Raw genomic sequence first — 26498 nt, forward strand, 5'->3', positions numbered from 1 at the left:
TTATACCGTAACTCGGGCAGATCAGGCAGCAGCCTTGCCGCGCATGGCACCGAATTTCTGGTTGAAGCGTTCAACACGGCCGGCGGTGTCGACGATCTTCTGCTTGCCGGTATAGAACGGGTGGCAGAGCGAGCAAACTTCGACGTGAAGAGCCTTCTTCATGGTCGACTTGGTCGTGAAGGTGCTGCCGCAGGAGCAGGTCACCTGAATCTCGTTGTAATCCGGATGGATATTGGCTTTCATCTTTAGTCCTTAGTCAAGCGACCGGCGGATGTGGCCGATCTGGAAAACGCATGATTATCCTCGAATAATCACGCGGTTGCAATAGCTCTTAGCCGCGACGCATCGCGTCGAAGAATTCCTGGTTGCCCTTGGTCGATTTGACCTTGTCGAGAAGGAACTCCATCGCTTCGAGATCGTCCATCGGGTAACATAGTTTGCGCAGAACCCACATTTTCTGCAGGACGTCGGGTTTGAGCAGCAATTCTTCGCGGCGGGTGCCGGAGCGATTGACGTTGACTGCCGGATACATCCGCTTCTCCGCCATGCGACGGTCGAGGTGGATTTCCGAGTTGCCGGTACCCTTGAATTCTTCGTAGATCACTTCGTCCATGCGCGAGCCAGTGTCGATCAGCGCCGTGGCGAGAATGGTCAGCGAGCCGCCTTCCTCGATGTTGCGCGCGGCACCGAAGAAACGCTTCGGCTTCTGCAGGGCGTTGGCGTCGACGCCGCCAGTCAGTACCTTGCCGGAGGCCGGTTGCACGGTGTTGTAGGCGCGGGCGAGGCGGGTGATCGAATCGAGCAGGATGACAACATCCTTCTTGTGCTCAACAAGGCGTTTGGCTTTTTCAATGACCATTTCGGCAACCGCGACGTGGCGGGTGGCTGGTTCGTCAAAAGTGGAGGCAACGACTTCGCCTTTGACGGTGCGGGTCATTTCAGTGACTTCTTCCGGACGCTCGTCGATGAGCAGGACAATCAGGATGACTTCCGGGTGGTTGGCGGTGATGGCGTGGGCGATGTTTTGCAGCATCACGGTCTTGCCGGTCTTTGGCGGAGCGACAAGCAGGCCGCGCTGGCCACAACCGACTGGCGCAATCATGTCGATGACGCGGCTGGTGATATTTTCTTCGGACTTGATGTCGCGTTCGAGCTTGAGGTGACGCGTCGGATGCAGCGGCGTCAGGTTCTCGAACATGATCTTGTTCTTGTTCGCCTCGGGCGGGAAGCCGTTGATCGACTCCAGTTTGGTCAATGCAACGTAGCGTTCGCCTTCCTTCGGCGTGCGAATCTCGCCTTCGACGGTGTCGCCGGTGCGCAGATTGAAGCGGCGAACTTGCGACGGGGAGACGTAAATGTCATCCGGGTTGGCAAGGTAGGATGTGTCGGAGGAGCGGAGGAAGCCGAAGCCGTCCGACAGTACTTCCAGTGTGCCATCGCCGTAAATTGTTTCGCCGTTTTTGGCCTTGGCTTTCAGGATGGCGTAGATCAGCTCCATCTTGCGCATGCGGTTGGCGTTTTCGATGGCCAGTTCGGTGGCCATGTCCAGCAGTTTGCTGACGTGTAGTGTTTTTAGTTCGGAAAGTTGCATGTGGGAGTGTGTGGCGCCAGTAAATGATGGGCCGGGCTGCTGCCCGAAACCGGGGCGCAAGAGCTTGGGAGCTTTTGGGTGGGGAGTGATGCGTGGGCCCTGGGCCGGAGGCATCTGCCTGAAGGTGCAGAACGCACCTTCAGGGCGGGAGACTACGGAGATTACAGGTTGCTGTCAATAAAGGCAGCGAGTTGTGACTTGGACAGTGCCCCAACCTTGGTTGCTTCGATGTTGCCGTTCTTGAAAATCATGAGCGTCGGAATGCCGCGGATGCCGTACTTGGCAGGGGTTGCCTGATTGTCATCAATGTTGACCTTGGCCACCTTGAGCTTGCCGGCGTATTCGGTTGCTACTTCGTCAAGGATCGGAGCGATCATCTTGCAGGGGCCGCACCATTCTGCCCAGTAGTCGACGAGAACGGGTTGCTGCGACTGCAGCACTTCCGCATCAAATGTGTCGTCGGTTACGTAATGGATGTGCTCGCTCATGGTTGCCTCATGGGATGGGTAAAACGAATGGGTAAGGTCGCGCCGGAGTGGCGACGTGAATGTTGCGTGATGCTAGCGAAAAAAGAAGCGCTAGGGAAGCATCGGTGTCAGGGTTTAAGTAGATTGGCTAGTTCGACTGCGGTTTTCACCTTCATTTTGTCGAAAATATTGGCGCGATGCACCTCGACGGTGCGCATGCTGATGTTCAATTCGTCGGCGATCACCTTGTTGAATTTTCCGAGCAGAACGAGTTCCATGATTTGGCGCTCGCGGGTGGTCAATGTCGAAATTCGTGCTTTTACCGAGTCGACCGTGGCATTTGCCGCTCGCTGGCGCGCATCAATCCCCATTGCTTCCTCGATGCGAGTAGCCAGCTCATTGTCGTTGAGCGGCTTTTCAAAGAAGTCGAAGGCGCCTTTCTTGAGCGTACTGACGGCGAGCGGGACATCACCGTGGCCGGTGAGAAATATTACGGGCAGCGTTGATTTCCTTTCGAGCAATTGATCAAAACAATCGAGGCCGCTAATGCCGGTCATCCGCATATCAAGAACCACGCAGCCACTGGTGGTGGCTGTCCAGGCAGCCAGGAAGCTTTCTGCTGAATCGTAGGTTGCATACGGAATGCCGCGTGATTTCAACAACCAGGCCAAGGCGTCACGAATGGCATCGTCGTCATCAACCAGATGTGCTTTGGGGGCGTTCATTCGGCTTCCATAGGCAGGGTGAAAATAAATATCGTACCGCTTCCGTTTGGCGATTGCTGGTTGTCTTCAACCCACAATCGGCCGCGGTGAAACTCGATGATCGAGCGGCAGATCGACAGCCCGATCCCCATGCCTTCAGGCTTTGTAGTAAAAAACGCGGTAAATAACTTGTCGCGGATTTCCGGCGAGATGCCGCAGCCTCGGTCGCTGACCCTGACATGCAGTTCGCTGCCGCTGATTTCAGTCGCAATATGCAACACGCGGTCGGCTATATCGTTGCTGGCCATCGCTTCCATACCGTTCCTGATCAGGTTAAGAAGGACTTGTTCGAGCATCAGTCGATCGGCCGGAATCGGCGGTAGCGAGGGGATTTCGCATTCGATCCGGACATGCCGCTTGCGCGCCTCGGCTTCGACGAATCCGAGGCAGTCTTCAATGACTTCGCCGAGCAGGCAGGGGGCGCGTTTTGGTTCGCTTTTCCGGACGAAGTCATGGACGCGGCGAATGATTTTGCCGGCGCGCTGGGCTTGCACCCCGATTTTTTCCAGGGCCGGCAGAATTTCTTGTGGGGTCGCTTTGCCGCTGCTCAGCAAATTCTGGCAACCGGTGTTGTAGCTGGCGATGGCCGCAAGTGGCTGATTCAGCTCGTGGGCAAGGGTGGATGCCATCTCGCCCATGGTGACCAGGCGAGAGGTAAATTGCAGTTGCTCCTGTTGTTGGCGAGCTAACTCTTCAGCGTGTTTGCGTTCGGTTATGTCAAGCACCGAGGCCATCCAGCCGGTATGCCGTCCACTACCGTCGATCAGCTTGGCTTCGTAGACAAGTGCGTGGAAACGTTCGCCATTCTTGCGCATGAAGGTGATCTCGAAACCATCCGGTGGTGCCTCACCAGCCAGGACGGTCTGGTGCATGGCGTAGGTTTCTTCCAGTTGTTCCGGCGCCCAATAGGGCATGGGCGGCGCCTTGTTGACCAGTTCTGCTGGACTGAAGCCCGTCATTCTGCAGAAGGCTGGATTGACGTAGATGACCCGTCCGAGCAGGTCTCGAGCCCGCATGCCGACCGTCAGTGAATCCTCCATGGCGGCACGGAAAGCGTGTTCTTCGCGCAGCGCATCTTCGGCGAGAGAGCGCTTTTTCATCAGGTCGCGGACCAGCCACAGGCTCCAGAAGACGCCAGCGGCGAGCAAAATGATGGCGGCGACCAGCAGGCGTTGCAGTGAGTTATCCGGGGCGTTGTAGTTTGTTACGCGTAGCAAAAGACCGGAACCCGGTGGATCGAAGGGGATTTCGTAGCTCTGGCTGCGGTTGCCGGAAATGTGGGTTTTGGTGGCGAATTGGAGATCGTTGTCGTCGACAATTTCGACTTTGTATTTCTCGGTAAACCACCATGGCACTTGGTTGCCGAGGAGTGTGTCCAGTGGATACAAGAGGACGAGCATGCCTGTTGTCCGACGCTCGTTGAAGATGGGAACGAGCAGCTCGACGAAGGCTCGGTTACCTTCAAGAAAGAAGGGCTCGGTGTATTGCCGTTTGCCCAGCCGGCTGGCCAATTCGAAAGCCTTGGCTGTCACGGAGGGACCGAATGATTCGATCTCGCTATCCGGCTGAGTTGTGGTCGGCAAGGCGTCAAGCACCTGCCGGTCGGCATCCAGCCAGAGTACCTGGGCAATATCCGGCGAGTTTTTCAATATGTGCTCGGCGCGCAGTCGGAACAGCTTCTGGCGATTGGGCGAATTGGCGATTTCCAGCGCCAGTTGCTGCATTTGTTCTTCGTTGCCATCGAGGTGAAAACGCAGATTCTGTTCCAGCCAGAGCACGTCCTTGATCAGGGCTGAGCGCTCTTCTTCCGCTTCGTTGCGGTGCAGCAGCCAGATCAGGGTGAGCACGGCGACGAGCAGCAAGACGATACCCAGCTTGGGCAGGGCCAGTAGCCAGCGCAGCCGGCGCGAACTGCCCGGGAGGATCGGAAGCGTGTGATTCATTTGCAAAATGGTACACCACGTTTTTTCGGGCCGGTTGATTGTGGTTTTCCACAACACGGATATCCACAATGGTCGGCCGAAGCCATGTTGGAGATACTGCCGCCCGTTTTCCGGACTTTTCCGGAGTCCGTATTCGAGGAGGAGCACAAGTACCATGGCCAGAAAAACGATATTCAAGAGTCTCTATTTTCAGGTGATCGTCGCCATCATCATTGGCGTGTCGCTCGGGCATTTCTATCCTGAAACCGGCGCGGCGATGAAGCCGCTTGGCGACGGGTTCATCAAGCTGATCAAGATGATCATCGCCCCGATCATCTTCTGCACCATCGTTGTCGGCATTGCCGGCATGGAAGACATGAAAAAGGTCGGCAAGACCGGTGGCCTGGCCGTGCTCTATTTTGAAGTGGTCAGTTCCATCGCGCTGGTGATTGGTCTGGTCGTCGTAAACGTCTGGCAGCCCGGTGTTGGCATGAACGTCGACGTGTCGACGCTGGATACCAAGGGCATTGCCAAGTATGCCCAGCCTGGCCAGATGCAATCGACGACTGACTTCCTGTTGAACATCATCCCGACCAGCGTTGTCGATGCCTTTGCCAAGGGCGACATGCTGCAGGTGCTTTTCTTCTCTATCCTCTTCGGCTATGCCATGCATGCCTTCGGTGAGCGTGGCAAGCCGGTCTTCGAGTTGATCGAGAAATTGTCGCACGTGCTGTTCGGCATCGTCGGAGTGATCATGAAGGTCGCTCCGATCGGTGCTTTCGGTGCGATGGCCTACACCATTGGCAAACACGGTGTCGGTAGCCTGACCCAGTTGGCCAGCCTGATGGGGGCGTTCTACCTGACCTGCGTGATCTTCATTCTTGGTGTATTGGGAAGTATTGCTGCGTTTCACGGCTTCTCCATCATCAAGTTGATCAAGTACATCAAGGAAGAGCTTTTCCTGGTGCTCGGTACCTCTTCGTCGGAATCTGCCTTGCCGCGCCTGATGGCCAAGATGGAAAATGCGGGTGCGCAAAAGTCGGTGGTTGGTCTGGTTGTGCCGACCGGCTATTCCTTCAATCTCGATGGCACCTCGATCTACCTGACCATGGCTGCCGTTTTTATCGCTCAGGCGACCAATACACCGATGGATATCGGGCAGCAAATTACACTGCTGGTCATTTTGTTGCTGACCTCCAAAGGTGCCGCCGGGGTGACAGGAAGTGGTTTTATCGTGTTGGCAGCGACGCTGTCGGCCGTAGGCACCGTACCGGTGGCTGGGTTGGCCCTGATTCTAGGGATCGACCGTTTCATGTCAGAAGCCCGTGCCCTGACCAACTTCATTGGCAATAGCGTTGCTACGCTGGTGGTGGCCAAGTGGTGCAATGCGCTCGATACCAAGCGCCTGAATGCTGTTCTCAACAACGAAACCGCAGACGAGGCAGACAATCCGGAACTGGTTCTGGATGACGCCCCGGAACTGGTCATTCCCCACGTTCCGCGGCCTATCGTCGAACATCACTGATCGCGAATATCGTTGCTAACAACCGTCGGCTGGTCCGGCGGTTTTTTTATGGGTAATCGGTATGTGGAAAACCACAATACACGGCGGTTATATCTTTCGTAATAATTTAACTCAGCTGAAATTTTTTTAAATTTCGCTATTCCATATCTGGAGGAGAAAACAATGAAAGTATCCAAGCTTTTGGTTGCCCTGTTTGCCGGCGCGCTGTCGCTGGCCGCCTATGCCCAGGCACCCATCGTCATTAAATTCAGCCACGTGGTAGCCGCCGATACTCCGAAAGGCAAGGCTGCCGAAATGTTTGCAAAGAAAGCCGGCGAACTGACGAAGGGCAAGGTCAAGGTTGAGGTTTATGCCAACTCGACGCTGTACAAGGACAAGGAGGAGATGGAAGCGCTGCAGTTGGGCGCAGTTCAGATGCTCGCTCCGTCGCTTGCCAAGTTTGGTCCGCTCGGTGTCAAGGAGTTTGAGGTTTTTGATCTGCCGTTCATCTTTAGTGACTACGATGGTCTGCGCAAGGTAACCAACGGCGCTGTCGGCAAGCAATTGCTGGCCAAGCTGGAACCCAAGGGTATTCGTGGTTTGGGTTACTGGGACAACGGGTTCAAGTCCTTCTCGCTGAATACGCCGATCAAGACGCCAGCAGACCTCAAGGGCAAGAAGCTGCGCATCCAGTCGTCGAAGGTGCTTGAAGAAGAAATCCGTGCCCTGGGTGGTTTGCCACAGGTAATGGCTTTCTCCGAGGTCTATCAGGCGCTGCAGACCGGTGTGGTCGACGGCACCGAGAATCCGATTTCGAATCTCTACACCCAGAAGATGCACGAAGTGCAGAAGCATCTGACGCTGACCGAGCACGGTTACCTTGGCTATGCGGTGATCGTGAACAAGAAGTTCTGGGACGGTTTGCCGGCTGACGTTCGGGCTCAACTGGAAGATGCCATGGAGCAGGCTACCCGTTACGCCAACCAGATCGCCAAGGTTGAGAACGACAACGCACTTGAGGCAGTGAAGAAGAGTGGCAAGACGACGGTCTATACCCCGACCAAGGAAGAGCGCCTGGCTTTCAAGAAGGCGCTGGTGCCGGTCCATCAGAAGATGGAAGGTCGCGTCGGCAAGGAAGTGATCCAGGCGGTTTACAAGGACACCGGGTTCAAGCCGGATAGCCTCTAACCGTAGCTGCAACATGAATGCGGGGGCTACGGCCCCCGCATCACAACGGGGGAACTCGTCATGATCAACAAGGCGTTGAATCACCTTGAAGAGTTGCTGGTCACCTTCCTGATGGGAGCGGCCACACTCATTATTTTCGTCTCAGTCATGCACCGTTATCTGGCCGGGATGGATATTCCCGGGCTTCAGGACTGGTTGCTGACACTCAATTTCGGCTGGGCTCAGGAGCTCTGCATCATCATGTTTGTCTGGATGGCCAAGTTCGGTGCGGCTTACGGGGTGCGTACCGGTATCCACGTCGGGGTCGATGTGCTGATCAACCGTCTTGACGACAGCGCCCGCGGCAAGGCCATTGTGTTCGGATTGCTGGCCGGCGCCTTGTTTACGGGCATTGTAGCGACGCTGGGCGGTCATTTCGTCTGGGAAAACGGGGCGCATTACGCCATCTTCCAGTTCCTTGGTATCGACACCGGCGACAACTATGAAGGACCGACGACGCCTGATCTTGAATGGCCGACGTGGATTGTTTACAGCGCCATCCCGCTGGGTTCTTCGCTGATGTGCTTCCGCTTCCTGCAGGTCTGCATCTCGTTCATGCGTACCGGCGAACTGCCGCACCATGACCATGGTCACGTTGATGGACTGGAGGATGAAACGCCGCCGGTCGATGTCAATCTCTATGGCATGGATGACAACTTGCACATGCACGACCTGAAGCACCCAATGATTGGCGAGCGTCGCACGGGTGAGGATCGCCGGCGTGGCGAGAGCGAGGCGTTGGAAAACGAGCGTCGCGCGGCTGAGCGTCGCAGTGAAGACGACAAAGGAGGTCAGCAATGAACGCCCTGGTGATTTTCGGCCTGCTGGCCGTGCTTATGCTGACCGGCATGCCGATTTCGATCTCGCTTGGCCTGACGGTTTTGACCTTCCTCTTTACGATGACCGAGGTGCCGCTTGAATCGGTAGCACTCAAGTTATTTACCGGCATCGAGAAGTTCGAAATCATGGCGATTCCGTTCTTCATCCTCGCCGGCAATTTCCTGACCCATGGCGGGGTGGCGAAACGGATGATCAACTTCGCCACGTCGATGGTCGGTCACTGGTACGGCGGTCTCGGTCTGGCTGGCGTGCTGGCCTGTGCGCTGTTTGCTGCGGTATCTGGCTCCAGTCCGGCAACAGTCGTAGCGATCGGTTCCATTCTGCTGCCGGCAATGGTCAAGGCTGGCTTCCCGAACAAGTTCGGGGCCGGCGTGATCGCGACGTCCGGGGCGCTCGGTATCCTGATTCCGCCATCCATCGTCATGGTGATGTATTCGGTGGCGACCAATACTTCGGTCGGCGCCTTGTTCATGGCCGGGGTGATTCCGGGTCTGGCGCTGGCGGCGACGCTGGGCGGTGTTACATGGTATCGCGCCAAGAAGTTTGATTATCCGCGTCAGCCGAAGGCGACCTGGGGTGAGCGCTGGAAAGCCTTCCGCGCTTCGGTCTGGGGCTTGTTGTTGATTGTTGTCGTGATGGGTGGTATCTACACTGGCATCTTCACGCCGACCGAAGCGGCAGCGATGTCTGCGGTCTACGCCTTTATTTGTGCCGTTTTCATCTACAGGGATCTGGGCTTGAAGGATGTGCCGAAGGTGTTGCTCAATTCGGCCAACATGTCGGCGATGCTGCTCTACATCATCACCAATGCCGTGCTCTTCTCGTTCATCATGACCAATGAGAACATTCCGCAAGCACTGGCTGACTGGATGCTGGGCAACGGGCTGGGCATCATTAGCTTCCTGCTGGCAGTGAACGTGATTTTGCTGCTCGCCGGTAACTTCATGGAGCCGTCTTCCATTGTCCTGATCTTCGCGCCGATTCTATTCCCGGTGGCGATTGCGCTCGGCATCCATCCGGTGCATTTCGGTATCCTGATGGTGGTGAATATGGAAGTCGGCATGTGCCATCCGCCGGTCGGCTTGAATCTCTATGTCGCGTCGGGGATAACCAAGATGGGCATTACCGAGTTGACCGTAGCCGTCTGGCCGTGGCTGCTCTCCATGCTCTGCTTCCTGATGGTTGTTACCTATTGGCCTGATCTTTCGCTCTGGTTGCCACGGACCATGGGCATGATTTAAGGCTGGCCTTCCCGCAATAGACAAGCCCCGACTCCGTTCGGGGCTTGTTTTTTTGTGGGGCGGGTGTGGCACAATCCGGTCCCCGGAAAGTACGTTAGGAAATCATGAAATTCGCACTCTCGATGATCGCGCTGATTGCCATTGCTTTGATTGTTCCCTTTTTGGTTCCGGGGCTGGGGAAGCAGGACGGTGTCGATCCCAATGCCAACCTGCCTTGGCAAATCGAACTCGATGCCCAGGGTGGTAGTTCAGTCTTCGGTCTGCACCCGGGGGTCAGTACCGTCGGCGAGGTGCGCCAGAAGTTTGGTAGCGAGATGGACGTGGCGATCGTCGCCGAGCCAAACGAAATGGGCACGCTCGAAGGCTATTACTCGCAGGTGGCACTCGGTTTTGTGCTGGCCAAGGTGATTGTCACGGTCGACGCGAAAAATGAGCTGATTTTGGAAATGCGTGATCGAGCCCTCAAGGCCAAACACATGGAAAGCATGACGCGCAAAATCACATTGAACCCCGATGATCTGGCTGCAATTGAAAAAATGCCGGTCAAGGCGATCAGCGTCATACCGTCGGTCAATCTCGATGAGGCGACGGTGATCCAGCGCTTCGGGCCGCCGGGCGAACGGCTGGCAGTGTCGGAAAAGCGGGTGCATCTGCTCTATCCCGAAAAAGGGCTCGATGTTGTCGTCGACAGCGATGGCAAGGAGCTGCTGCAATACGTTGCGCCGCGCAATTTTGCCGAGTTGCGCGAGCCGCTGAACAAGCCCGAAGACGAGAAATCGCTAGTGCAGTGATTCGGGCGTTCGTGTTCTGAATCTGCTAAAATTGCCCGTTTTTCAACTGACTAGCTTTTGCGGAGCAATTAAATGGCTATCGAACTCGCCCTCTCCATCATCAAACCCGACGCTGTTGCCAAGAACGTTATCGGCAAGATTTACTCCCGTTTTGAAACCAATGGTCTGAAGATCGTTGCTTCCAAGATGGTCTGGCTATCCGAACAGGAAGCCGGCCAGTTCTACGCTGTGCACAAGGCTCGTCCTTTCTTCAAGGATCTGGTTTCTTTCATGACCTCCGGTCCGGTCATGGTTCAAGTGCTCGAAGGCGAAAACGCCATCGCCAAGAACCGTGAACTGATGGGCGCCACCAATCCGAAGGAAGCCGCCGCCGGTACCATCCGTGCCGACTTTGCTGAATCGATTGATGCCAACGCCGTGCACGGCTCTGATGCACCGGAAACCGCTGCCGTGGAAGTTGCTTTCTTCTTCCCGGGCCTGAACGTTTACGCTGGTCGCTAATCAATACCGAATGACCGTCAATCTGCTGGATTTCGATGGCGAAAGCCTGACTGCCTGGTTTGCCGAGCAGGGCGAAAAGCCCTTCCGCGCCAAGCAGGTCTTGCGCTGGATCCATCGTTCCGGCGTGGCGGACTTCGATGCCATGACCGATATCGCCAAGAGCCTTCGCGAGAAGCTCAAGGCGACGGCGGTCGTGGCGCCGCCGGCCATCGTCTCGGACAAGCTGTCGGATGACGGCACGCGCAAGTTTTTGTTTGATGTCGGCAACGGCAATGCCGTCGAGACGGTGTTCATTCCCGAAGACGACCGCGGCACGCTGTGCATTTCGACGCAGGCCGGCTGCGCGCTCGATTGCGCTTTCTGCTCGACTGGCAAGCAGGGCTTCAACCGTAACCTGACAGTGGCGGAAATCATTGGCCAGCTGTGGCAGGCCAATCATGCACTGGGTGCGGTCCACGGCGACGAACGGGTTATTTCCAACGTTGTGCTGATGGGCATGGGCGAGCCGCTCGCCAATTTCGAAAATTCCGTTGCCGCCTTGAAGCTGATGCTCGACGACAACGCCTACGGTCTTTCCCGCCGACGTGTCACTGTATCCACCTCGGGTCTGGTGCCGGTCATGGATCGTCTGGGTGATGAGTGTCCGGTCGCCCTGGCTGTCTCGCTGCATGCGCCGACCGACAAGCTGCGCGACCAGATCGTGCCGATCAACCAGAAATACCCGCTCAAAGAACTGATGGCCGCCTGCCAGCGTTATCTGGACAAGGCGCCGCGCGATTTCATCACCTTCGAATACATCATGCTCGACGGCATCAACGACAGCGACGCCCACGCCCGCGAACTGCTGACGCTGGTCAAGTCGGTTCATTGCAAATTCAACCTGATTCCCTTCAACCCCTTCCCGGGTTCGCCGTTCAAGCGTTCCCCGGCCGAGCGGGTGCGCCGGTTTGCCGATATTTTGATGCAGGCCGGAATCGTGACCACGACGCGCAAGACGCGCGGTGACGACATTGATGCAGCCTGTGGCCAGTTGGCCGGGCAAGTGCTGGATAAAACCAAACGTACCGCCGGACGAGTGATTCCCTTAGTGGAGGCAAGATCGTGAAAATCCTTTCGCTGAAAAATCGAATCGCGGGTGTTTTTTTGGGGGCCCTCTGCGTTTTATCTGTTCAGGCTCAATACGACTTCAACCCTTCTGCAACCGGCCAGTCAAAGGGCACAACCGATCCGCGTAATCGGGCCAAGATTCACACTGAGCTCGGTGCCATGTATTTTCAGGCCGGAAATCCGGGGGTTGCGCTGGATGAGTTACGCATTGCACTGAGTGCGGACTCCAGTTATTTCCAGGCGTATAGCGTGCGCGGCTTGGTCCGCCTATCGCTGAAGGAGTACGACAAGGCGGAAGACGATTTTCGGCAGGCGTTGAATCTCGCGCCGAACGATCCTGAGGTCAATAACAACTACGGTTGGTATCTCTGTGAAACGGGAAAGGAGCGCCAGTCAATCGCTTATTTTCTCAATGCGCTGAAGAGCCCACTGTACGAGACGCCAGACAAGGCCTACACCAATGCCGGAACCTGTGCTTTCAAGGCGGGTGATTTTGATGGTGCGCAGGATTACCTGCTCAAAGCCTTGCAGCTTTCGCGCGATGGTGCGGTGCCGGCTCGCCTGCAACTGGCAAAAATTTTTTACAAGCGCGGAAATTTTGAAGAGTCACGCATTTATCTGGCTGAAGCGCTGAAAATGATGGAGCCGCCAACGGCGGATGCCCTTTGGCTCGGATTGCGCCTTGAGCGCAAGCAGGGTAATCGTGCGGGTGAAGCGGGCTACGCTTCGCAGCTGCGTGGGCGATATCCGACATCGTCGGAGTATCAGGAATTCCTAAAAGGCAATTTTGAATGAGTGAGCAGGTGAATATTCAGGACATCGTTGCAGAAGAGGTTGTTGTGATGTCCGGGCCGCAAGTCGGCGAGCAATTGCGTGTGGCGCGCGAAGCGCGCGGGTTAGAGGTGGCTGATATCGCGCAGACGCTCAAGCTCGGACCGCGGCAGGTGGAAGCGCTTGAGCGCGGCGACTGGAAAAGTTTGCCAGGTAATACCTTCATTCGTGGTTTTGTTCGCAATTATGCCCGCCTGATCCAGATTGATCCGGCGCCGCTGATGGCGCAACTCGATGAAGTACTGGAAAAACCGGTCAATAACCTTGGTGTATCCGAGATGACGCCGGCAGCAATGCCGCATTCCGGCAGTGCCGGATCCCGGCGCAGCAAGCTGGTCGTGTTGGTTGGGGCCGGAGCGGTCGTTCTGGCTGCCTTGGCGTATTTTTTGATGCCAGGTGATCTTTCGTCTTTGCGCGAAAGCACCCAATTGCTGCTCGACTCTTTGGCTCGCAAGGATCCGGAAGTGTCGACATCGGCGCCTGTTGCACCTGTTGCCGAGCCTGTTTTTCCCCCCGGAACGACGCCGCAACAAGTCATGAACCCGCAGGTGCTCGCGCCGGCTGAACTGCAGGCTCCCCAGTCGGCTTCCCCGGCTCTGCCTGCCAGCCAGGATGGGCGAGAGTCCGGAGCGGCGCCGGCAAATGCTCCCCAAATGCGTTTTCTGTTCGAGAAGGATTCCTGGCTTGAGGTTCGCGATCGCGACAACAAGGTTGTGTTTTCCCAGAAGCTGACGGCTGGTACGGAGCAATCCCTGTCCGGACAGGGACCACTCTCGGTCACCATCGGCTACGCGCCGGGCGCCCGTGTGTTCTGGCATGGCGAGGCCGTTGATCTGGCACCATACACGCGTGGCGACGTGGCTCGCCTGGTTCTGGAGTAAATCGTGAGCGCTGTTGCCAAACGCTTGACCCGGTCGTGTTTCGTCGGCCATGTGAAACTGGGGGGTGATGCCCCGACGGTTATCCAGTCGATGACCAACACTGATACTGTCGACTATCTAGCCACCGCCCTGCAGACCGCCGAACTGGCACGCGCTGGTTCAGAGTTGGTGCGCATCACGGTGAATTCGCCGGAGGCAGCCGCTGCCGTGCCGAAAATCCGCGAGCACCTTGACCGGATGAACTGCAATGTGCCGCTGATCGGTGATTTCCATTACAACGGCCATCGCTTGCTGACCGAGCATCCGGCCTGCGCCGAGGCGCTGGCCAAGTACCGGATCAACCCAGGCAACGTTGGATTCGGCAAGAAAAAGGATGAGCAGTTTGCCCAGATGGTAGAGCTGGCCTGCAAGTACGATAAACCGGTCCGTATTGGCGTCAATTGGGGCAGCCTCGATCAGGAACTGCTGGCTCGAATAATGGATGAAAATTCCGGTCGACCGCAGCCTTTGGATGCGACCGAGATCATGCGCCATGCGATGGTGACGTCGGCCCTCGAATCCGCTGCCAAGGCCGAAGAGGTCGGCTTGGCCGGCGAAAAAATCATTCTGTCCTGCAAAGTCTCTAGCGTTCAGGACCTGATCGCCATTTATCGCGAGCTTTCGAAGCGCGCCGACTACGCGCTGCACCTCGGTTTGACCGAAGCAGGCATGGGGTCGAAGGGAATCGTCGCGTCGACCGCAGCGTTGTCCGTTTTGTTGCAGGAAGGCATCGGCGACACCATTCGTATTTCGCTAACCCCGGAGCCGGGTGGTTCGCGCACCCAGGAGGTCATCGTTGGCCAGGAGATCCTGCAAACGATGGGTCTGCGCGCTTTTACGCCGATGGTTGCAGCTTGTCCCGGTTGCGGACGGACGACCAGCACACTATTCCAGGAACTGGCCGGCGAAGTCCAGGATTTCGTGCGCGCCAAGATGCCGGAATGGAAGCTGCGCTACGACGGGGCAGAGAACATGACGCTGGCTGTGATGGGCTGCATCGTCAATGGGCCCGGCGAATCAAAGCACGCCAATATCGGAATTTCCCTGCCGGGGACCGGTGAGGCCCCATCGGCGCCAGTTTACGAGGATGGCCAGAAGACGGTCACCCTCAAGGGCGACAATATCGCCAACGAATTCAAGCAAATCATCGAGCGCTATGTTGAGCGCACCTACACCAAGAAACTGAAGTCATGAGTCAAACCTTGCAAGCCGTCCGCGGGATGAACGATATCCTGCCCGACGAAGCCGCATTCTGGGAGCTGTTCGAGGACACCATCCGGTCGTGGCTCAAAAGTTACGGCTATCGCCCGATTCGCATGCCCATCGTCGAGCCGACGCCACTTTTCAAGCGCGCCATCGGTGAAGTCACCGACATCGTCGAAAAGGAAATGTATTCCTTCATCGACGGCCTCAACGGCGAAGCGCTGACCCTGCGTCCGGAAGGTACGGCTGGTTGTGTACGCGCCGTTATTGAGCACAATCTGGCCGCCCGCCAGACCCAGCGCCTCTACTACATTGGCCAGATGTTCCGCCACGAGCGTCCGCAGAAAGGACGTTACCGCCAGTTTCATCAAGTTGGCGTCGAATCCTTCGGTATGACCGGCCCTGATATCGATGCCGAAATGATCCTGATGGGTGCGCGCCTGTGGAACGACCTTGGGCTGGATGGCATCGAACTGCAACTCAATAGCCTCGGTCAGTCCGATGAGCGAGCCCAGCATCGCGCCGCCTTGATTACCTATTTCGAGGAAAACGCCGAGTTGCTTGACGACGATGCCAAGCGTCGCCTGCATACCAATCCGCTGCGCATTCTCGATACCAAAAATCCGGCTATGCAGGACCTGTGCGCCGCTGCGCCAAAGCTGATTGACTACCTTGGCGCCGAGTCGCTGGCCCACTTCGAAGGCGTGCAGCGCGTTTTGCGTGATGCAGGCATCCCTTTCAAGATCAATCCGCGTCTGGTGCGTGGTCTGGACTATTACAACCTGACCGTTTTCGAATGGGTGACCGATAAATTGGGCGCCCAGGGTACGGTCTGTGCCGGTGGTCGTTACGATGGTCTGGTCGAGCAACTCGGCGGTAAACCGACGCCAGCCTGCGGTTTTGCCATGGGTATCGAACGCCTGATCGCCTTGATCAAGGATTCCGGTGGCGAGCCGACGGCGCCGGCGCCGGATGTCTATCTGGTGCATCAGGGCGACGAAGCCGCTCGCCTTGCCTTCCGTGTCGCCGAAGGCTTGCGCGATCAGGGCGTCGATGTGCTGCAGCATTGCGGTGGTGGCAGCTTTAAGTCGCAGATGAAAAAAGCCGATGGCAGCGGCGCGACATTCGCGGTGATTATTGGCGATGACGAAGCATCGACCGGAGAAGTCCAGTTGAAGTCGCTACGTCAGGCTGGCATTGAACAACGTAAACTGAAAGTCGATGAACTGGCAGAAGCCATCATCGATCAAATTATTGATTCGGACGAAGAGGAATAAGCAGCATGGCGCATTACGACCTCGAAGAACAGGAACAGATCGATACCCTGAAAACCTGGTGGAAGATGTACGGCAACCTCGTGACGGGCGTGGTTGTTGCTGCTTCGCTGGGGGTTATCGGTTGGCAAGGCTGGAACTGGTACCAGCGCGGGCAATCGACGCAAGCCGCGGCCATCTATGGTGTGCTGGAACAGGCGACAGCAGTCGGCGATGTCCAAAAGGTCAAAGCGGCGGCGGGCGAACTGGCCGAGAAATTCGGCGGTACCAGCTACGCCTCTCTGGGCGCAATGCTGGCTGGCAAGCAGTCTTTTGAAGCTGGCGACCTGAAAACGGCCAAGACCCAGTTTGGTTGGGTGGCCGAAAATGGCAAGGACGAAATTAGGGATCTGGCTCGCCTGCGGCTGGCCGCCGTTCAAATTGACGAGCAAGCCTACGACGATGCGATCAAGCAGCTCGAGGCAGCTCATGCGCCAGCTTTTGATGCGCGCTTTCAGGAATTGAAGGGTGACGCACTTGCGGCTCAAGACAAGAAAGCTGAAGCGCGGACGGCCTACAAGGCCGCGCTGGAAAAAATGACTGGCAAGCAGGGCGCCGGTCGTGAATTGCTGCAACAGAAACTTGACAACCTGGGTGAGGCCGTCTGATGTCACGACAACTTGCTGCCCTGTTTGCCGCCGCCGGACTTCTCCTTGGCGGCTGTGCGACTGTGTCGGATACGATCGATTCGATCAATCCGTTTGCCAGTGCCGGGCCGAAAATGGCTCCGTTGGTGCCGTTGACTACAACAGCGGAAGTCCGTGCGGTGTGGTCTGTCAGTGTTGGCAAGGCCGGTGACTATACCTTCACGCCAGCCGTGGTCGGCAGCGTTGCTTATGTGGCGAGTCGGAGCGGCACGGTTTCCAAGCTGGAAGACGGCAAGCTTGTCTGGAAAGTCGAAGCCGGCCAACCCCTATCGGCCGGGGTTGGTGCAAATAGCCGCTTGCTGGTTGTTGGTACTTCGAAAGGTGATGTACTGGCCTTCTCCGCCGATGACGGCAAAGCGCTTTGGCAGGCCAAGGTTTCGAGTGAGGTGCTTGCCGCCCCCGTCATCGGTGATGATGGCGTCGCGGTGAAGAGCGGTGACAACCGCATTCATCTGCTTGATGCTGGCGATGGTGGGCGCAAATGGGTCTATCAACGGTCGACGCCTTCGTTGTCCGTGCGCAGTGCCGGTTCTCCGGTGTTTACTGACCGCTACATCTTTGTCGGGTACCCCGGCGGCAAGCTTGTCGCACTGGCGGTACAAAATGGTGCCCCAGTCTGGGAGGGCGCAGTAGCCTTGCCCAAGGGTGCTACCGAACTTGACCGGGTGGCGGATATCGTTGCGCCACCTGTCGTCGATGGTCGCCAGATCTGCGCGGTCGCCTTTCAGGGGCGCGTGGCCTGTTTCGACATGGGGCAGGGCGGGGCAATGATATGGTCACGTGACTTGTCATCCGTGGCTGGGTTGGCGATGGATAGCCGTTATCTATTCGTCGCAGATGACAAGGGTGTTGTCTATGCGCTGGACCGTCAGTCCGGTAGCAGCTTGTGGAAACAGGACAAACTCAAAAACCGACGACTCTCAGCGCCTGTTGTGCAGCGCGGTCTGGTCGCCGTGGCTGATGGCGAAGGCATTGTTCATTTTCTTTCCCGTGACGATGGCAGCTTTGCCGCCCGCCAGAAAACCGATGGCACGCCGGTTCGCGCGCCACTTCAGATGCTCGGTAATGCCGTTCTGGTTCAGACCACGGGCGGCAGCGTGAGCGCAATAGAGGCTCGATGAAACCTACGCTCGTTCTGGTTGGCCGACCCAATGTCGGTAAATCCACTCTGTTCAATCGTCTGACCAAGTCGCGCGACGCTATCGTCGCCGATCTGCCTGGGCTGACTCGCGACCGTCACTATGGCCACGGAAAACTGGGCAAGAAGCCCCATCTGGTGGTCGATACGGGCGGTTTTGAGCCGCTGGTCAAGGAAGGCATTCTGCACGAAATGGCTCGCCAGACGGAACAGGCGATTGCCGAAGCCGACGCCATCATCTTCGTTGTCGATGGTCGTGCTGGCCTGACGCCGCACGACAAGGAAATTGCCAACAAACTGCGGCGCGTCGACTGTCCGGTCATTGTTGCAGTCAACAAGGCCGAAGGCATGAATTCCGGGATGGTAGAGGCAGAATTCCACGAACTCGGCCTCGGCGAGCCCAATGCCATCTCCTCGGCCCATGGCGAAGGGGTGCGTGGTCTGGTCGAACTGGCGCTCGAAGGTTTTCCTGAGCCCGAGGATGACGAATGGCACTCCGACGCCATTCGCGTCGCCATCGTCGGTCGCCCCAATGTTGGCAAGTCGACCCTGATCAATACCTTGCTCGGTGAAGAGCGGGTCATCGCCTTCGATGCGCCGGGAACGACGCGCGACTCGATTGAAATCGATTTCGAACGAGGCGGCCGAAAATATGTGCTGATTGATACAGCAGGGATGCGCAAGCGCGGCAAGGTATTTGAATCAATCGAGAAATTCTCGGTGGTCAAGACGCTGCAGGCCATTGAAGACGCCAATGTTGTCATCCTGATGGTCGACGCACAGGCAGATGTTTCGGATCAGGATGCGCATATCGCCGACTTCATCGTCCAATCCGGCAAAGCGCTGGTGGTTGCGGTGAACAAGTGGGATGGCCTCGATTCCTACGTTCGTGAGCAAACTCGCCTGATCCTGCAACGGAAGTTGCAATTCCTTAGTTTTGCCAAGTTCCATTTCATTTCGGCACGCGACAATGTCGGTCTCGAGTCGCTGTTCCGCTCGGTTGACTCAGCCTATGCCGCAGCAATGGCCAAAATGACCACCCCGCGCCTGACTCGTGTGCTGATCGATGCGGTTGCCAAGCAAGCGCCGGCCAAGCACGGGCTATTCCGGCCCAAACCGCGCTATGCCCACCAAGGAGGGTCGAACCCACCGATCATCGTCATTCACGGCAATGCGGTCGACAAGATCACGGACAGCTATCGACGTTTCCTAGAGCATACTTTTCGTGAAGCCTTCAAATTACAGGGGACGCCATTGCGCATCCAATGTGTAAGCGCAAAAAATCCGTTTGCCGACAAAGACAAGAAATAAACTGCAAAATCTTTGGCAGCACTTTATAAATTTGGGTACATTAGGACCCTCATAACAATTACATGGAGTCCACACCATGAGTAACAAAGGGCAACTTTTACAAGACCCCTTCCTCAATGCTCTTCGTCGCGAGCATGTTCCCGTCTCAATTTACCTGGTTAACGGGATCAAACTGCAGGGCCAGGTTGAATCATTTGATCAGTACGTTGTGCTGCTCAAGAACACGGTTACCCAGATGGTGTACAAACATGCCATCTCAACGGTGGTTCCGGCGCGTCCGGTCAACCTCCAGCAGGAACAGGCCGCGGAATAATCGAATCCTGTCCAGCGACCCGCCTTTATGGTGGGTTTGCGCTTCTTCTTCCTGGAAACGCCCATGATTGAACGACCCGCCGCCGGTGAACGTGCGGTGATCGTTCAACTTGATTTTGGCCAGTCCGATCTCGAAGATCAACTAGAAGAAGTTCGTTTGCTGGCCGAATCGGCTGGCGGCGTGGTTGTTTCAGAAGTTTTTGGCAAGCGCCGGAGTCCCGATGCCAAGACGTTTGCCGGTAAAGGCAAGGTTGACGAAATCGGAGCGATGGTTGCGGCGGGTGAGGCGGATCTGGTGATTTTTAATCACGAGCTTTCCCCCGCGCAGGAGCGCAATCTCGAGAGGGAGCTAAAATGCCGTGTGATCGACCGAACCAGCCTGATACTCGATATTTTTGCTTTGCGTGCTACCAGTGCGGAGGGCAAACTGCAGGTCGAACTGGCTCAGCTTGAGCATTTGTCGACACGCTTGGTGCGTGGCTGGACTCACCTCGAACGGCAGCGCGGTGGTATTGGTATGCGTGGACCAGGCGAAAAGCAGCTGGAAACGGACCGCCGCTTGCTTGGTAACCGCGTCAAGTTGTTGAAGGACAGGCTTGGAAAGCTCTCAAGACAACGAGGCGTTCAGCGTAAAGCTCGGATGCGCGGTGATGTCCTGAATGTATCGCTGGTTGGTTATACCAATGCAGGAAAGTCCACGTTATTCAACGCGCTTACCCACGCCGGCGTTTTTGCGGCAGATCAGTTATTTGCTACGCTCGACACAACTTCGCGCAAACTGTGGGTCGAAGGGGCTGGAAATATAGTGATTTCAGATACTGTCGGCTTCATTCGTGACCTGCCTCATTCTTTGGTTGATGCCTTCCATGCAACCCTGGAGGTGGCAACGCATGCGGATTTGCTGTTGCATGTGGTGGATAGTGCGAGTCATGCTCGCGACGAGCAGGTAGACGAAGTCAACAAGGTACTCAGGGAAATTGACGCCGACCGTGTCAGGCAATTGATTGTCTGGAACAAGATAGACCTGACCGAAGCCCTGCCGGGGATCGAGCGGGGCGAGTATGATAATATCGCGCGCGTTCGAGTTAGTGCGCGTACTGGAGAAGGCGTGGATTTGTTGCGTGAATCCTTGGCCGAATATGCCCGAGCGAAGGCTGAAGCCCGTCAGAAGGCGATTGCTGAAGCTGAATATGAAGCACAACACGATTACATTTACTGAATTCCCGACACCCATGATTCCGACCCTAGGTATTTTTATGTCGCTCAATGACCCTCAGTGGGGCAACCGCGGTGGCAGTGATGGTGATAAACCCAATGGCAGTGGTCCTCGCCGACCCAACGATGGCCCACCTGATCTGGAAGAGCTCTGGCGCGACTTCAATCGCAAACTAACCGGCATGTTCGGCAAAAAAGGCGGTGGTGGCAATGGCGGTGGTGATGGTCCCCGCATGCCGAATATAGACTTCAATCCGAAATTCATCGGCGGTGGCGTCGGTTTGCTTTTCGGATTGGTCGCTATTGTTTGGCTGGCGTCGGGTTTCTACATCGTGGATGCTTCGCAGCGTGGTCTTGTGCTCCAGTTCGGCAGCTTCAAGGAAGCGACTGATCCCGGTCTGCGCTGGCGCTTGCCGTACCCGATCCAGTCGCATGAACTGGTAAATCTGACCGGTGTACGCACCATCGAAATTGGCTATCGTGGAAGTGAGCGCAACAAGGTGCTGAAAGAAGCCCTGATGCTGACCGATGACGAGAACATCGTGAACATCCAGTTTGCTGTCCAGTACATACTGAAAGATCCTGTTGAATATCTGTTCAATAACCGCTCGACGGATGAGGCGGTGATGGGGGCCGCTGAAACTGCGGTCCGCGAAATAGTTGGCAAGAGCAAAATGGACTATGTGCTCTATGAAGGTCGCGAGCAGATTGCTACCCAAGCCGCCAAGTTGATGCAGGACATCCTTGACCGCTACAAGAGCGGTATCATGATTTCCAAGGTGACCATGCAGAATGCTCAGCCGCCAGAGCAGGTGCAGGCAGCATTTGATGACGCGGTCAAGGCAGGCCAGGATCGTGAGCGCCAAAAGAATGAAGGCCAGGCTTACGCCAATGACGTGATTCCGAAGGCAAAGGGTACGGCAGCACGACTGCTTGAAGAGGCCAATGGTTACAAACAGCGCGTGATCTCCTCGGCCGAGGGTGATGCTTCCCGCTTCAAGCAAGTTCTTGCCGAGTATGCCAAGGCCCCGGAAGTGACGCGTCAGCGCATGTATCTGGAAACCATGCAGCAGATTTATGCGAACACCAGCAAGGTCATGGTCGATACCAAGGGGCAGGGCAATTTGCTCTATCTGCCGCTTGACAAGCTGATGCAGGCGGCTAGCGCAGCGACAGCGGCTCAGGTTGCGCCGGAAGCTTCCGTGGCGCCGTCGACAGCCAGGCCGACTGCGCAGTTGTCTGCCGACGCGCCGCCACAGCTTGAAAGTGCGCCGAAGGTCGGTGGTGGTTCGAATTCTTCAAGTTCGCGCGATGGTTCGCTGCGTTCGCGTGATCGGGAGGGGCGTTGATGAGTCCGCGTATCAATTTGTTGGGGGCTATTATTGCCACCGTGTTGGTCGTAATGGCTATGTCGATTTTTACCGTCGATCAACGTCAGTATGCCGTGGTTTTCCAGTTGGGTGAGGTCAAACGGGCGATCAGCGAGCCGGGGCTCTACTTCAAGATTCCGATGATCCAGAACGTCCGTTTTTTCGAAAAACGCATCATTACGTTGGATAACGCAGAGCCGGAGCGTTTCATTACTTCGGAAAAAAAGAACGTACTGGTCGATTCCTACATCAAGTGGCGCATTGTCGATCCGCAGCTTTATTACATCTCGGTGGGTGGAGACGAGTCACGGGCAAAGACCCGTCTGAATCAGACGGTCAATGCGGGTTTGCGTGAGGAATTCGGCAAGCGCACCGTGCATGACGTAGTTTCTGGCGAGCGTGACAAGATCATGGAACAGATGCGCGAAAAAGCGGACACCGATGCGCGCAAAATTGGCGTGCAGATCGTTGATGTTCGAGTAAAGCGTGTCGAGTTGCCGACCGAAGTCAGCGAAGCCGTCTATCGCCGCATGGAGGCTGAGCGCAAGCGGGTCGCCAACGAATTGCGTTCAGAGGGTTCAGCCGAGGCCGAAAAGATTCGTGCAGATGCCGATCGTCAGCGTGAAATCCTTGTCGCCGAGGCCTATCGCGATGCGCAGAAAATCAAGGGGGAGGGTGATGCCAAGGCCACTAATACCTATGGCCAGGCGTTTGGCCAGAACGCCGAGTTCTACGCGTTCTATCGCAGCCTTGAAGCGTATCGTGGCAGCTTCAAGAACAAGAGCGATTTGCTGGTGATCGAACCCAGCTCGGATTTCTTCAAATACATGAAGAATGGTGGGCGTGGGGCAGACAAAGGCAAATGACCTCGACGTTGCTGATGGCCTTCGCGCTGATGCTGGTGCTCGAAGGCCTCATGCCCTTTATTGCCCCGGCGGCCTGGCGTGAAACCTTCCGTCGCCTTGTTCAATTTTCGGATGGGCAGATTCGCTTCGTTGGCCTGACGTCGATGCTGATTGGCCTGATCCTCCTGATTGTTTTCTCATGAACTGGCTGTTACCTGAATACCTTGCCGATGCGCTGCCTGCTGAAGCGGCGCGCATTGAGAACCTGCGTCGGACCATCCTCGACCATTTTCGCGGCCGTGGCTACGAACTGGTCATGCCACCGATGCTGGAATATCTGGAATCGCTGCTGACCGGTGCCGGTCAGGATCTGAAATTGCGGACATTCAAGCTGGTCGATCAGCTTTCAGGCCGGACCATGGGCGTTCGCGCCGATATAACGCCGCAGGCTGCGCGCATCGATGCGCATCTTCTCAACCATCAAGGTGTTACCCGGCTGAGTTATTGCGGAAGCGTGTTGCATACGTTGCCTGCGACAATTTCAGCCGGTCGCGAGCCGGTGCAGATTGGTGCTGAACTCTACGGCTATTCAGGGATCGAGGCCGACCTTGACGTTATTCGTCTGATGGCTGGTGCTTTCGAGCGCGTAAAACTGCCGATTAGTCGTATTGACCTTGGCCACGTTGGCATCTTCCAGGCGCTGGCAGAGGCCGCTGGGTTGCCGCAGGAAGCCGAGGATACGGTCCTCAGTCTGCTTCAGGCCAAGGATGTTCCGGGTCTGGAAGAGGCTTGCGTTGATGTGCCGTCACCATATCGTGACGCACTGTTGCGCCTGCCGCAACTCTATGGTGGTGCCGATGTTCTGGCCCGGGCGGCGGCAGAGTTGCCTGCCTTGCCGGCCATTTCGGCTGCCCTCGACGGTCTGCGTCATCTGTTGGCCGGTGCGCCGGACTTGCCTTTCTCGATTGATCTTTCAGACCTGCGCGGTTACCACTATCACAACGGCGTGGTTTTCGCCGCCTACTGCCCGGGCTACCCGGCGGCGATCGCCATGGGCGGCCGCTACGATGGCGCGGGCAAGGCCTTCGGTCGCGCTCGTCCGGCCACTGGATTTTCGATGGATTTACGCGAAGTGGCGCGTCTGGCACCCGCAGGCAAATTGCACGGTGCGATTCTGGCGCCGCATGCCGGGCATGATGTGCGTCTCGCCACCCATATTGCCGCGCTACGCGAACAGGGCGAAATTGTTGTCCAGTTGCTGCCAGGCGAAACAGCATGTGAGGGCCCGGTCTGTGACCGAAAACTGGCGCTGGTTGGCGAACACTGGATTATTGAAGCAATACAAGAGGACTAAAAAATGGCAAAGAATGTCATCGTGGTGGGTACGCAATGGGGCGACGAGGGTAAAGGCAAGATCGTCGACTGGCTGACCGATCACGCCAAGGGGGTTGTACGTTTTCAGGGCGGCCACAATGCCGGTCATACGCTAGTGGTTGGTGAACAGGTTTACAAGCTGAATCTGGTGCCTTCAGGCATCGTGCGTGATGGTGTCGAATGCTACATCGGCAATGGTGTTGTGCTGGATATTCATCATCTGCTGTCGGAAATCGCCGAACTGGAAAAGGGCGGTATTGACGTTCGTTCGCGCCTGAAAATCAGCCCGGGATGCCCGCTGATCCTGCCCTACCACTCAGCCATTGACCAGGCTCGCGAAGGTGCCAAGTCCGACGACAAGAAGATCGGCACTACTGGCAAGGGTATTGGCCCGACCTATGAGGACAAGGTTTCCCGCCGTGGTCTGCGCGTCTATGACCTGTTCCATCCGGAACGTTTTGCCGAGAAGCTGAAGGAGGTTCTGGAGTATCACAACTTCGTGCTTACCGAGTATTTCAAGGCGCCGGCCGTTGATTTCCAGATGGTTTACGATCAGGCGATGGCCGATGCCGAGCAGATTCGACCAATGGTGACCGATGTTTCAGCTGCGCTTTATGCCGCCAACAAGGCCGGCTCTAACCTGCTGTTCGAAGGCGCGCAGGGTACCTTGCTCGACATTGATCATGGTACCTACCCGTTTGTTACCTCGTCGAACTGTGTTGCCGGCCAGGCTGCCGCGGGTTCGGGTATTGGTCCAGGCATGCTGCATTACGTACTGGGCATTACCAAGGCCTATTGTACTCGGGTCGGTGGTGGTCCATTCCCCAGCGAACTGGATATCGAGACCGAAGGCGTACCGGGGTACCAGATGTCGCAGGTTGGTCGTGAGTTCGGTACGGTTACCGGCCGCAAGCGTCGTTGTGGTTGGTTCGATGCCGCAGCTCTGCGTCGTTCGGGCCGTATCAATGGCCTGACCGGGCTGTGCATCACCAAACTGGATGTGCTCGACGGCCTCAAGGAACTGAGTATCTGCACCGGCTACAAGCTGGATGGCCAGATTATCGACCTGCTGCCGATCGGTGCCGATGAGGTGGCCCGTTGCGAGCCGATCTACGAAACGATGCCGGGCTGGAGCGCGACTACTTTTGGCGTCAAGCGCTGGGAAGACCTGCCCGCCGAGGCGCGCGCCTATCTCAATCGCCTGGAGGTGTTGTGCGAGGTGCCGATCGCCATCGTGTCGACCGGCCCGGAGCGTGACGAAACCATCCTCAAGCAGCACCCGTTCAATAACTGAGCGAAAGCCGGATTGCTACGGTCAACGGGCCTTCTGGGCCCGTTTTCTTTTTTATTGCGCCGGTACCGCTTGCCAGCCTTCGGGGCAGGCGTTGGTGTACGGATAGTATTGGCCGGACGAACCGCAGTAGTACCAAGTACCGTAGTTGGCGCTGGGCATCGGGCGCGGCGGGGGGCTATAGACCGGGGCTGGTGCGTAGTTGTTCTGGGAAGCGACGGCAGCGCCAATGGCCAAGCCTGTGATGGCAAGTATGGCGGCCGGGCCAACCCAGCCCGGACCGGATCGGTGGCCATGGTGACCGTAGCCGTGGCCACCATGATGGCGGCCCCAGTCGGCCTGCGCAGGAGTGGCGGCGGTCATGGCCAATGAGGCGGCGAGAAACAGGGTGGCAATCTTCGTCATGGTTCGGCTCGTATTTGTCGTTTGGATAAGCCGAATAACGCGATAGCTGGCCGGGCGATGACCTGCGCTGTGTACCCAAGTGTTAGCAATTGTTACGGCAGTGCTGCAAAGCATCTGCTATGAGACAATGCGTTCGCAATTGGCAATCGGCCGTGTTGGCCGGTTACCGAAGCCCGGCGGCAGAAATGAAAAAAGGCCTTGTTTTAACAAGGCCTTCTATCAAAATCGCTGGTGCCCAGGAAGGGACTCGAACCCCCACGGAGTTACCCGCTAGTACCTGAAACTAGTGCGTCTACCAATTCCGCCACCTGGGCACAGGTGCGAAGAGCCGCCATTATAGAGAAAGAAGAATTGATGTCAAGAAAAAA

27 protein-coding genes and 1 tRNA gene are annotated in these 26498 nt (G+C 56.8%); 21 read left to right on the forward strand and 7 right to left on the reverse strand.

All coding sequences use genetic code 11. From position 1 onward, the window contains the following. Nucleotides 1–21: 21 nt before the first annotated feature. From rpmE to WBK19_RS12150, 5 genes are all read right to left on the reverse strand, one after another. Nucleotides 22–243, reverse strand: coding sequence for a 50S ribosomal protein L31 (rpmE, locus tag WBK19_RS12130; protein WP_117608274.1), 222 nt, complete (start codon nucleotides 241–243; stop codon nucleotides 22–24). Nucleotides 244–331: 88 nt separating this feature from the next. Then, nucleotides 332–1591, reverse strand: coding sequence for a transcription termination factor Rho (gene rho, locus WBK19_RS12135; RefSeq protein ID WP_226400710.1), 1260 nt, complete (start codon nucleotides 1589–1591; stop codon nucleotides 332–334). 161 nt (nucleotides 1592–1752) lie between these two features. Then, nucleotides 1753–2079 carry a thioredoxin TrxA gene (trxA, locus tag WBK19_RS12140; RefSeq protein WP_511290042.1) on the reverse strand — a complete coding sequence of 109 codons (327 nt, stop codon included), beginning with the start codon at nucleotides 2077–2079 and terminating at the stop codon, nucleotides 1753–1755. A gap of 107 nt (nucleotides 2080–2186) precedes the next feature. Continuing rightward, a complete protein-coding gene (locus tag WBK19_RS12145; RefSeq protein WP_511290044.1) occupies nucleotides 2187–2783 on the reverse strand; it encodes a response regulator transcription factor in 597 nt (198 codons plus the stop codon). After that, on the reverse strand, nucleotides 2780–4765 hold the full coding sequence (locus WBK19_RS12150; protein WP_511290046.1) for a sensor histidine kinase: 1986 nt from the start codon (nucleotides 4763–4765) through the stop codon (nucleotides 2780–2782). The genes WBK19_RS12145 and WBK19_RS12150 overlap by 4 nt, the downstream gene beginning before the upstream one ends. Before the next feature lie 154 nt (nucleotides 4766–4919). Between WBK19_RS12150 and WBK19_RS12155 the strand changes: the two genes are divergently transcribed. The 21 genes from WBK19_RS12155 (at nucleotide 4920) to WBK19_RS12255 (ending at nucleotide 25728) form a co-directional block, all read left to right on the forward strand. Continuing rightward, nucleotides 4920–6269 (forward strand): dicarboxylate/amino acid:cation symporter, encoded by a 1350-nt coding sequence (locus tag WBK19_RS12155; protein ID WP_511290048.1) that lies wholly within the window; start codon nucleotides 4920–4922, stop codon nucleotides 6267–6269. Between the two features lie 162 nt (nucleotides 6270–6431). Continuing rightward, nucleotides 6432–7436: a TRAP transporter substrate-binding protein gene (locus tag WBK19_RS12160; RefSeq protein ID WP_511290050.1), complete on the forward strand. Its 1005-nt coding sequence runs from the start codon at nucleotides 6432–6434 to the stop codon at nucleotides 7434–7436. 63 nt (nucleotides 7437–7499) lie between these two features. After that, nucleotides 7500–8276 carry a TRAP transporter small permease gene (locus WBK19_RS12165; protein ID WP_511290093.1) on the forward strand — a complete coding sequence of 259 codons (777 nt, stop codon included), beginning with the start codon at nucleotides 7500–7502 and terminating at the stop codon, nucleotides 8274–8276. After that, nucleotides 8273–9556: a TRAP transporter large permease gene (locus tag WBK19_RS12170; RefSeq protein WP_511290052.1), complete on the forward strand. Its 1284-nt coding sequence runs from the start codon at nucleotides 8273–8275 to the stop codon at nucleotides 9554–9556. Before WBK19_RS12165 ends, WBK19_RS12170 begins: the two co-directional genes overlap by 4 nt. Before the next feature lie 104 nt (nucleotides 9557–9660). Further along, nucleotides 9661–10347 (forward strand): hypothetical protein, encoded by a 687-nt coding sequence (locus WBK19_RS12175; protein WP_511290054.1) that lies wholly within the window; start codon nucleotides 9661–9663, stop codon nucleotides 10345–10347. Between the two features lie 72 nt (nucleotides 10348–10419). Further along, nucleotides 10420–10848 carry a nucleoside-diphosphate kinase gene (gene ndk / locus WBK19_RS12180; protein WP_226400694.1) on the forward strand — a complete coding sequence of 143 codons (429 nt, stop codon included), beginning with the start codon at nucleotides 10420–10422 and terminating at the stop codon, nucleotides 10846–10848. A 10-nt stretch (nucleotides 10849–10858) separates the two neighbouring features. Next, the gene (gene rlmN, locus WBK19_RS12185) at nucleotides 10859–11953 is read left to right on the forward strand and encodes a dual-specificity RNA methyltransferase RlmN (protein WP_511290056.1); all 1095 of its coding nucleotides are present in this window, start codon (nucleotides 10859–10861) and stop codon (nucleotides 11951–11953) included. Further along, nucleotides 11950–12750 carry a type IV pilus biogenesis/stability protein PilW gene (gene pilW / locus WBK19_RS12190; RefSeq protein WP_511290058.1) on the forward strand — a complete coding sequence of 267 codons (801 nt, stop codon included), beginning with the start codon at nucleotides 11950–11952 and terminating at the stop codon, nucleotides 12748–12750. The genes rlmN and pilW overlap by 4 nt, the downstream gene beginning before the upstream one ends. After that, complete coding sequence (locus tag WBK19_RS12195; protein WP_511290060.1) at nucleotides 12747–13667, forward strand: RodZ domain-containing protein; 921 nt, start codon at nucleotides 12747–12749, stop codon at nucleotides 13665–13667. Before pilW ends, WBK19_RS12195 begins: the two co-directional genes overlap by 4 nt. A 3-nt stretch (nucleotides 13668–13670) precedes the next feature. Next, complete coding sequence (gene ispG / locus WBK19_RS12200) at nucleotides 13671–14900, forward strand: flavodoxin-dependent (E)-4-hydroxy-3-methylbut-2-enyl-diphosphate synthase (RefSeq protein ID WP_511290061.1); 1230 nt, start codon at nucleotides 13671–13673, stop codon at nucleotides 14898–14900. Then, complete coding sequence (hisS, locus tag WBK19_RS12205; protein WP_511290063.1) at nucleotides 14897–16186, forward strand: histidine--tRNA ligase; 1290 nt, start codon at nucleotides 14897–14899, stop codon at nucleotides 16184–16186. The genes ispG and hisS overlap by 4 nt, the downstream gene beginning before the upstream one ends. Before the next feature lie 5 nt (nucleotides 16187–16191). Then, nucleotides 16192–16830 (forward strand): YfgM family protein, encoded by a 639-nt coding sequence (locus tag WBK19_RS12210; protein WP_511290065.1) that lies wholly within the window; start codon nucleotides 16192–16194, stop codon nucleotides 16828–16830. Beyond that, nucleotides 16830–17990, forward strand: coding sequence for an outer membrane protein assembly factor BamB (gene bamB, locus WBK19_RS12215; RefSeq protein WP_511290067.1), 1161 nt, complete (start codon nucleotides 16830–16832; stop codon nucleotides 17988–17990). Before WBK19_RS12210 ends, bamB begins: the two co-directional genes overlap by 1 nt. Beyond that, nucleotides 17987–19318 carry a ribosome biogenesis GTPase Der gene (gene der, locus WBK19_RS12220; protein WP_511290069.1) on the forward strand — a complete coding sequence of 444 codons (1332 nt, stop codon included), beginning with the start codon at nucleotides 17987–17989 and terminating at the stop codon, nucleotides 19316–19318. Before bamB ends, der begins: the two co-directional genes overlap by 4 nt. Before the next feature lie 76 nt (nucleotides 19319–19394). Then, complete coding sequence (gene hfq / locus WBK19_RS12225) at nucleotides 19395–19631, forward strand: RNA chaperone Hfq (RefSeq protein WP_011288708.1); 237 nt, start codon at nucleotides 19395–19397, stop codon at nucleotides 19629–19631. A 63-nt stretch (nucleotides 19632–19694) separates the two neighbouring features. After that, the gene (hflX, locus tag WBK19_RS12230; RefSeq protein WP_511290071.1) at nucleotides 19695–20849 is read left to right on the forward strand and encodes a GTPase HflX; all 1155 of its coding nucleotides are present in this window, start codon (nucleotides 19695–19697) and stop codon (nucleotides 20847–20849) included. A gap of 37 nt (nucleotides 20850–20886) precedes the next feature. Continuing rightward, a complete protein-coding gene (gene hflK / locus WBK19_RS12235) occupies nucleotides 20887–22194 on the forward strand; it encodes an FtsH protease activity modulator HflK (protein ID WP_511290095.1) in 1308 nt (435 codons plus the stop codon). Beyond that, nucleotides 22194–23081, forward strand: a complete 888-nt coding sequence (gene hflC / locus WBK19_RS12240) for a protease modulator HflC (RefSeq protein WP_511290073.1) — start codon at nucleotides 22194–22196, stop codon at nucleotides 23079–23081. Before hflK ends, hflC begins: the two co-directional genes overlap by 1 nt. Then, a complete protein-coding gene (locus WBK19_RS12245; protein ID WP_226400677.1) occupies nucleotides 23078–23263 on the forward strand; it encodes a DUF2065 domain-containing protein in 186 nt (61 codons plus the stop codon). Before hflC ends, WBK19_RS12245 begins: the two co-directional genes overlap by 4 nt. Further along, nucleotides 23260–24414 (forward strand): ATP phosphoribosyltransferase regulatory subunit, encoded by a 1155-nt coding sequence (locus tag WBK19_RS12250; protein WP_511290075.1) that lies wholly within the window; start codon nucleotides 23260–23262, stop codon nucleotides 24412–24414. The genes WBK19_RS12245 and WBK19_RS12250 overlap by 4 nt, the downstream gene beginning before the upstream one ends. Before the next feature lie 3 nt (nucleotides 24415–24417). Next, nucleotides 24418–25728 (forward strand): adenylosuccinate synthase, encoded by a 1311-nt coding sequence (locus tag WBK19_RS12255; RefSeq protein ID WP_511290077.1) that lies wholly within the window; start codon nucleotides 24418–24420, stop codon nucleotides 25726–25728. Between the two features lie 51 nt (nucleotides 25729–25779). Here the strand turns inward: WBK19_RS12255 and WBK19_RS12260 are convergent, their stop codons facing one another. Together WBK19_RS12260 and WBK19_RS12265 are read right to left on the reverse strand one after the other, a co-directional pair. After that, nucleotides 25780–26130, reverse strand: a complete 351-nt coding sequence (locus WBK19_RS12260) for a hypothetical protein (RefSeq protein ID WP_511290079.1) — start codon at nucleotides 26128–26130, stop codon at nucleotides 25780–25782. 229 nt (nucleotides 26131–26359) lie between these two features. Further along, nucleotides 26360–26444 (reverse strand) — tRNA-Leu (locus tag WBK19_RS12265). Nucleotides 26445–26498 lie beyond the last annotated feature (54 nt).

Source organism: Azonexus sp., assembly GCF_049652925.1.
Lineage (GTDB): Bacteria > Pseudomonadota > Gammaproteobacteria > Burkholderiales > Rhodocyclaceae > Azonexus.

Bases quoted from the DNA above. Each gene is read 5' to 3' on its own strand.
- hflC (WP_511290073.1), top strand. From the start codon at position 22,194: ATGAGTCCGCGTATCAATTTGTTGGGGGCTATTATTGCCACCGTGTTG.
- WBK19_RS12170 (WP_511290052.1), top strand. From the start codon at position 8,273: ATGAACGCCCTGGTGATTTTCGGCCTGCTGGCCGTGCTTATGCTGACC.
- hfq (WP_011288708.1), top strand. From the start codon at position 19,395: ATGAGTAACAAAGGGCAACTTTTACAAGACCCCTTCCTCAATGCTCTT.
- trxA (WP_511290042.1), bottom strand. From the start codon at position 2,079: ATGAGCGAGCACATCCATTACGTAACCGACGACACATTTGATGCGGAA.
- WBK19_RS12160 (WP_511290050.1), top strand. From the start codon at position 6,432: ATGAAAGTATCCAAGCTTTTGGTTGCCCTGTTTGCCGGCGCGCTGTCG.
- WBK19_RS12155 (WP_511290048.1), top strand. From the start codon at position 4,920: ATGGCCAGAAAAACGATATTCAAGAGTCTCTATTTTCAGGTGATCGTC.
- WBK19_RS12175 (WP_511290054.1), top strand. From the start codon at position 9,661: ATGAAATTCGCACTCTCGATGATCGCGCTGATTGCCATTGCTTTGATT.
- hisS (WP_511290063.1), top strand. From the start codon at position 14,897: ATGAGTCAAACCTTGCAAGCCGTCCGCGGGATGAACGATATCCTGCCC.
- WBK19_RS12150 (WP_511290046.1), bottom strand. From the start codon at position 4,765: ATGAATCACACGCTTCCGATCCTCCCGGGCAGTTCGCGCCGGCTGCGC.
- WBK19_RS12210 (WP_511290065.1), top strand. From the start codon at position 16,192: ATGGCGCATTACGACCTCGAAGAACAGGAACAGATCGATACCCTGAAA.
- WBK19_RS12145 (WP_511290044.1), bottom strand. From the start codon at position 2,783: ATGAACGCCCCCAAAGCACATCTGGTTGATGACGACGATGCCATTCGT.
- WBK19_RS12195 (WP_511290060.1), top strand. From the start codon at position 12,747: ATGAGTGAGCAGGTGAATATTCAGGACATCGTTGCAGAAGAGGTTGTT.
- hflK (WP_511290095.1), top strand. From the start codon at position 20,887: ATGTCGCTCAATGACCCTCAGTGGGGCAACCGCGGTGGCAGTGATGGT.
- rho (WP_226400710.1), bottom strand. From the start codon at position 1,591: ATGCAACTTTCCGAACTAAAAACACTACACGTCAGCAAACTGCTGGAC.
- ndk (WP_226400694.1), top strand. From the start codon at position 10,420: ATGGCTATCGAACTCGCCCTCTCCATCATCAAACCCGACGCTGTTGCC.
- der (WP_511290069.1), top strand. From the start codon at position 17,987: ATGAAACCTACGCTCGTTCTGGTTGGCCGACCCAATGTCGGTAAATCC.
- WBK19_RS12250 (WP_511290075.1), top strand. From the start codon at position 23,260: ATGAACTGGCTGTTACCTGAATACCTTGCCGATGCGCTGCCTGCTGAA.
- bamB (WP_511290067.1), top strand. From the start codon at position 16,830: ATGTCACGACAACTTGCTGCCCTGTTTGCCGCCGCCGGACTTCTCCTT.
- WBK19_RS12260 (WP_511290079.1), bottom strand. From the start codon at position 26,130: ATGACGAAGATTGCCACCCTGTTTCTCGCCGCCTCATTGGCCATGACC.
- WBK19_RS12255 (WP_511290077.1), top strand. From the start codon at position 24,418: ATGGCAAAGAATGTCATCGTGGTGGGTACGCAATGGGGCGACGAGGGT.
- hflX (WP_511290071.1), top strand. From the start codon at position 19,695: ATGATTGAACGACCCGCCGCCGGTGAACGTGCGGTGATCGTTCAACTT.
- WBK19_RS12245 (WP_226400677.1), top strand. From the start codon at position 23,078: ATGACCTCGACGTTGCTGATGGCCTTCGCGCTGATGCTGGTGCTCGAA.
- rlmN (WP_511290056.1), top strand. From the start codon at position 10,859: ATGACCGTCAATCTGCTGGATTTCGATGGCGAAAGCCTGACTGCCTGG.
- rpmE (WP_117608274.1), bottom strand. From the start codon at position 243: ATGAAAGCCAATATCCATCCGGATTACAACGAGATTCAGGTGACCTGC.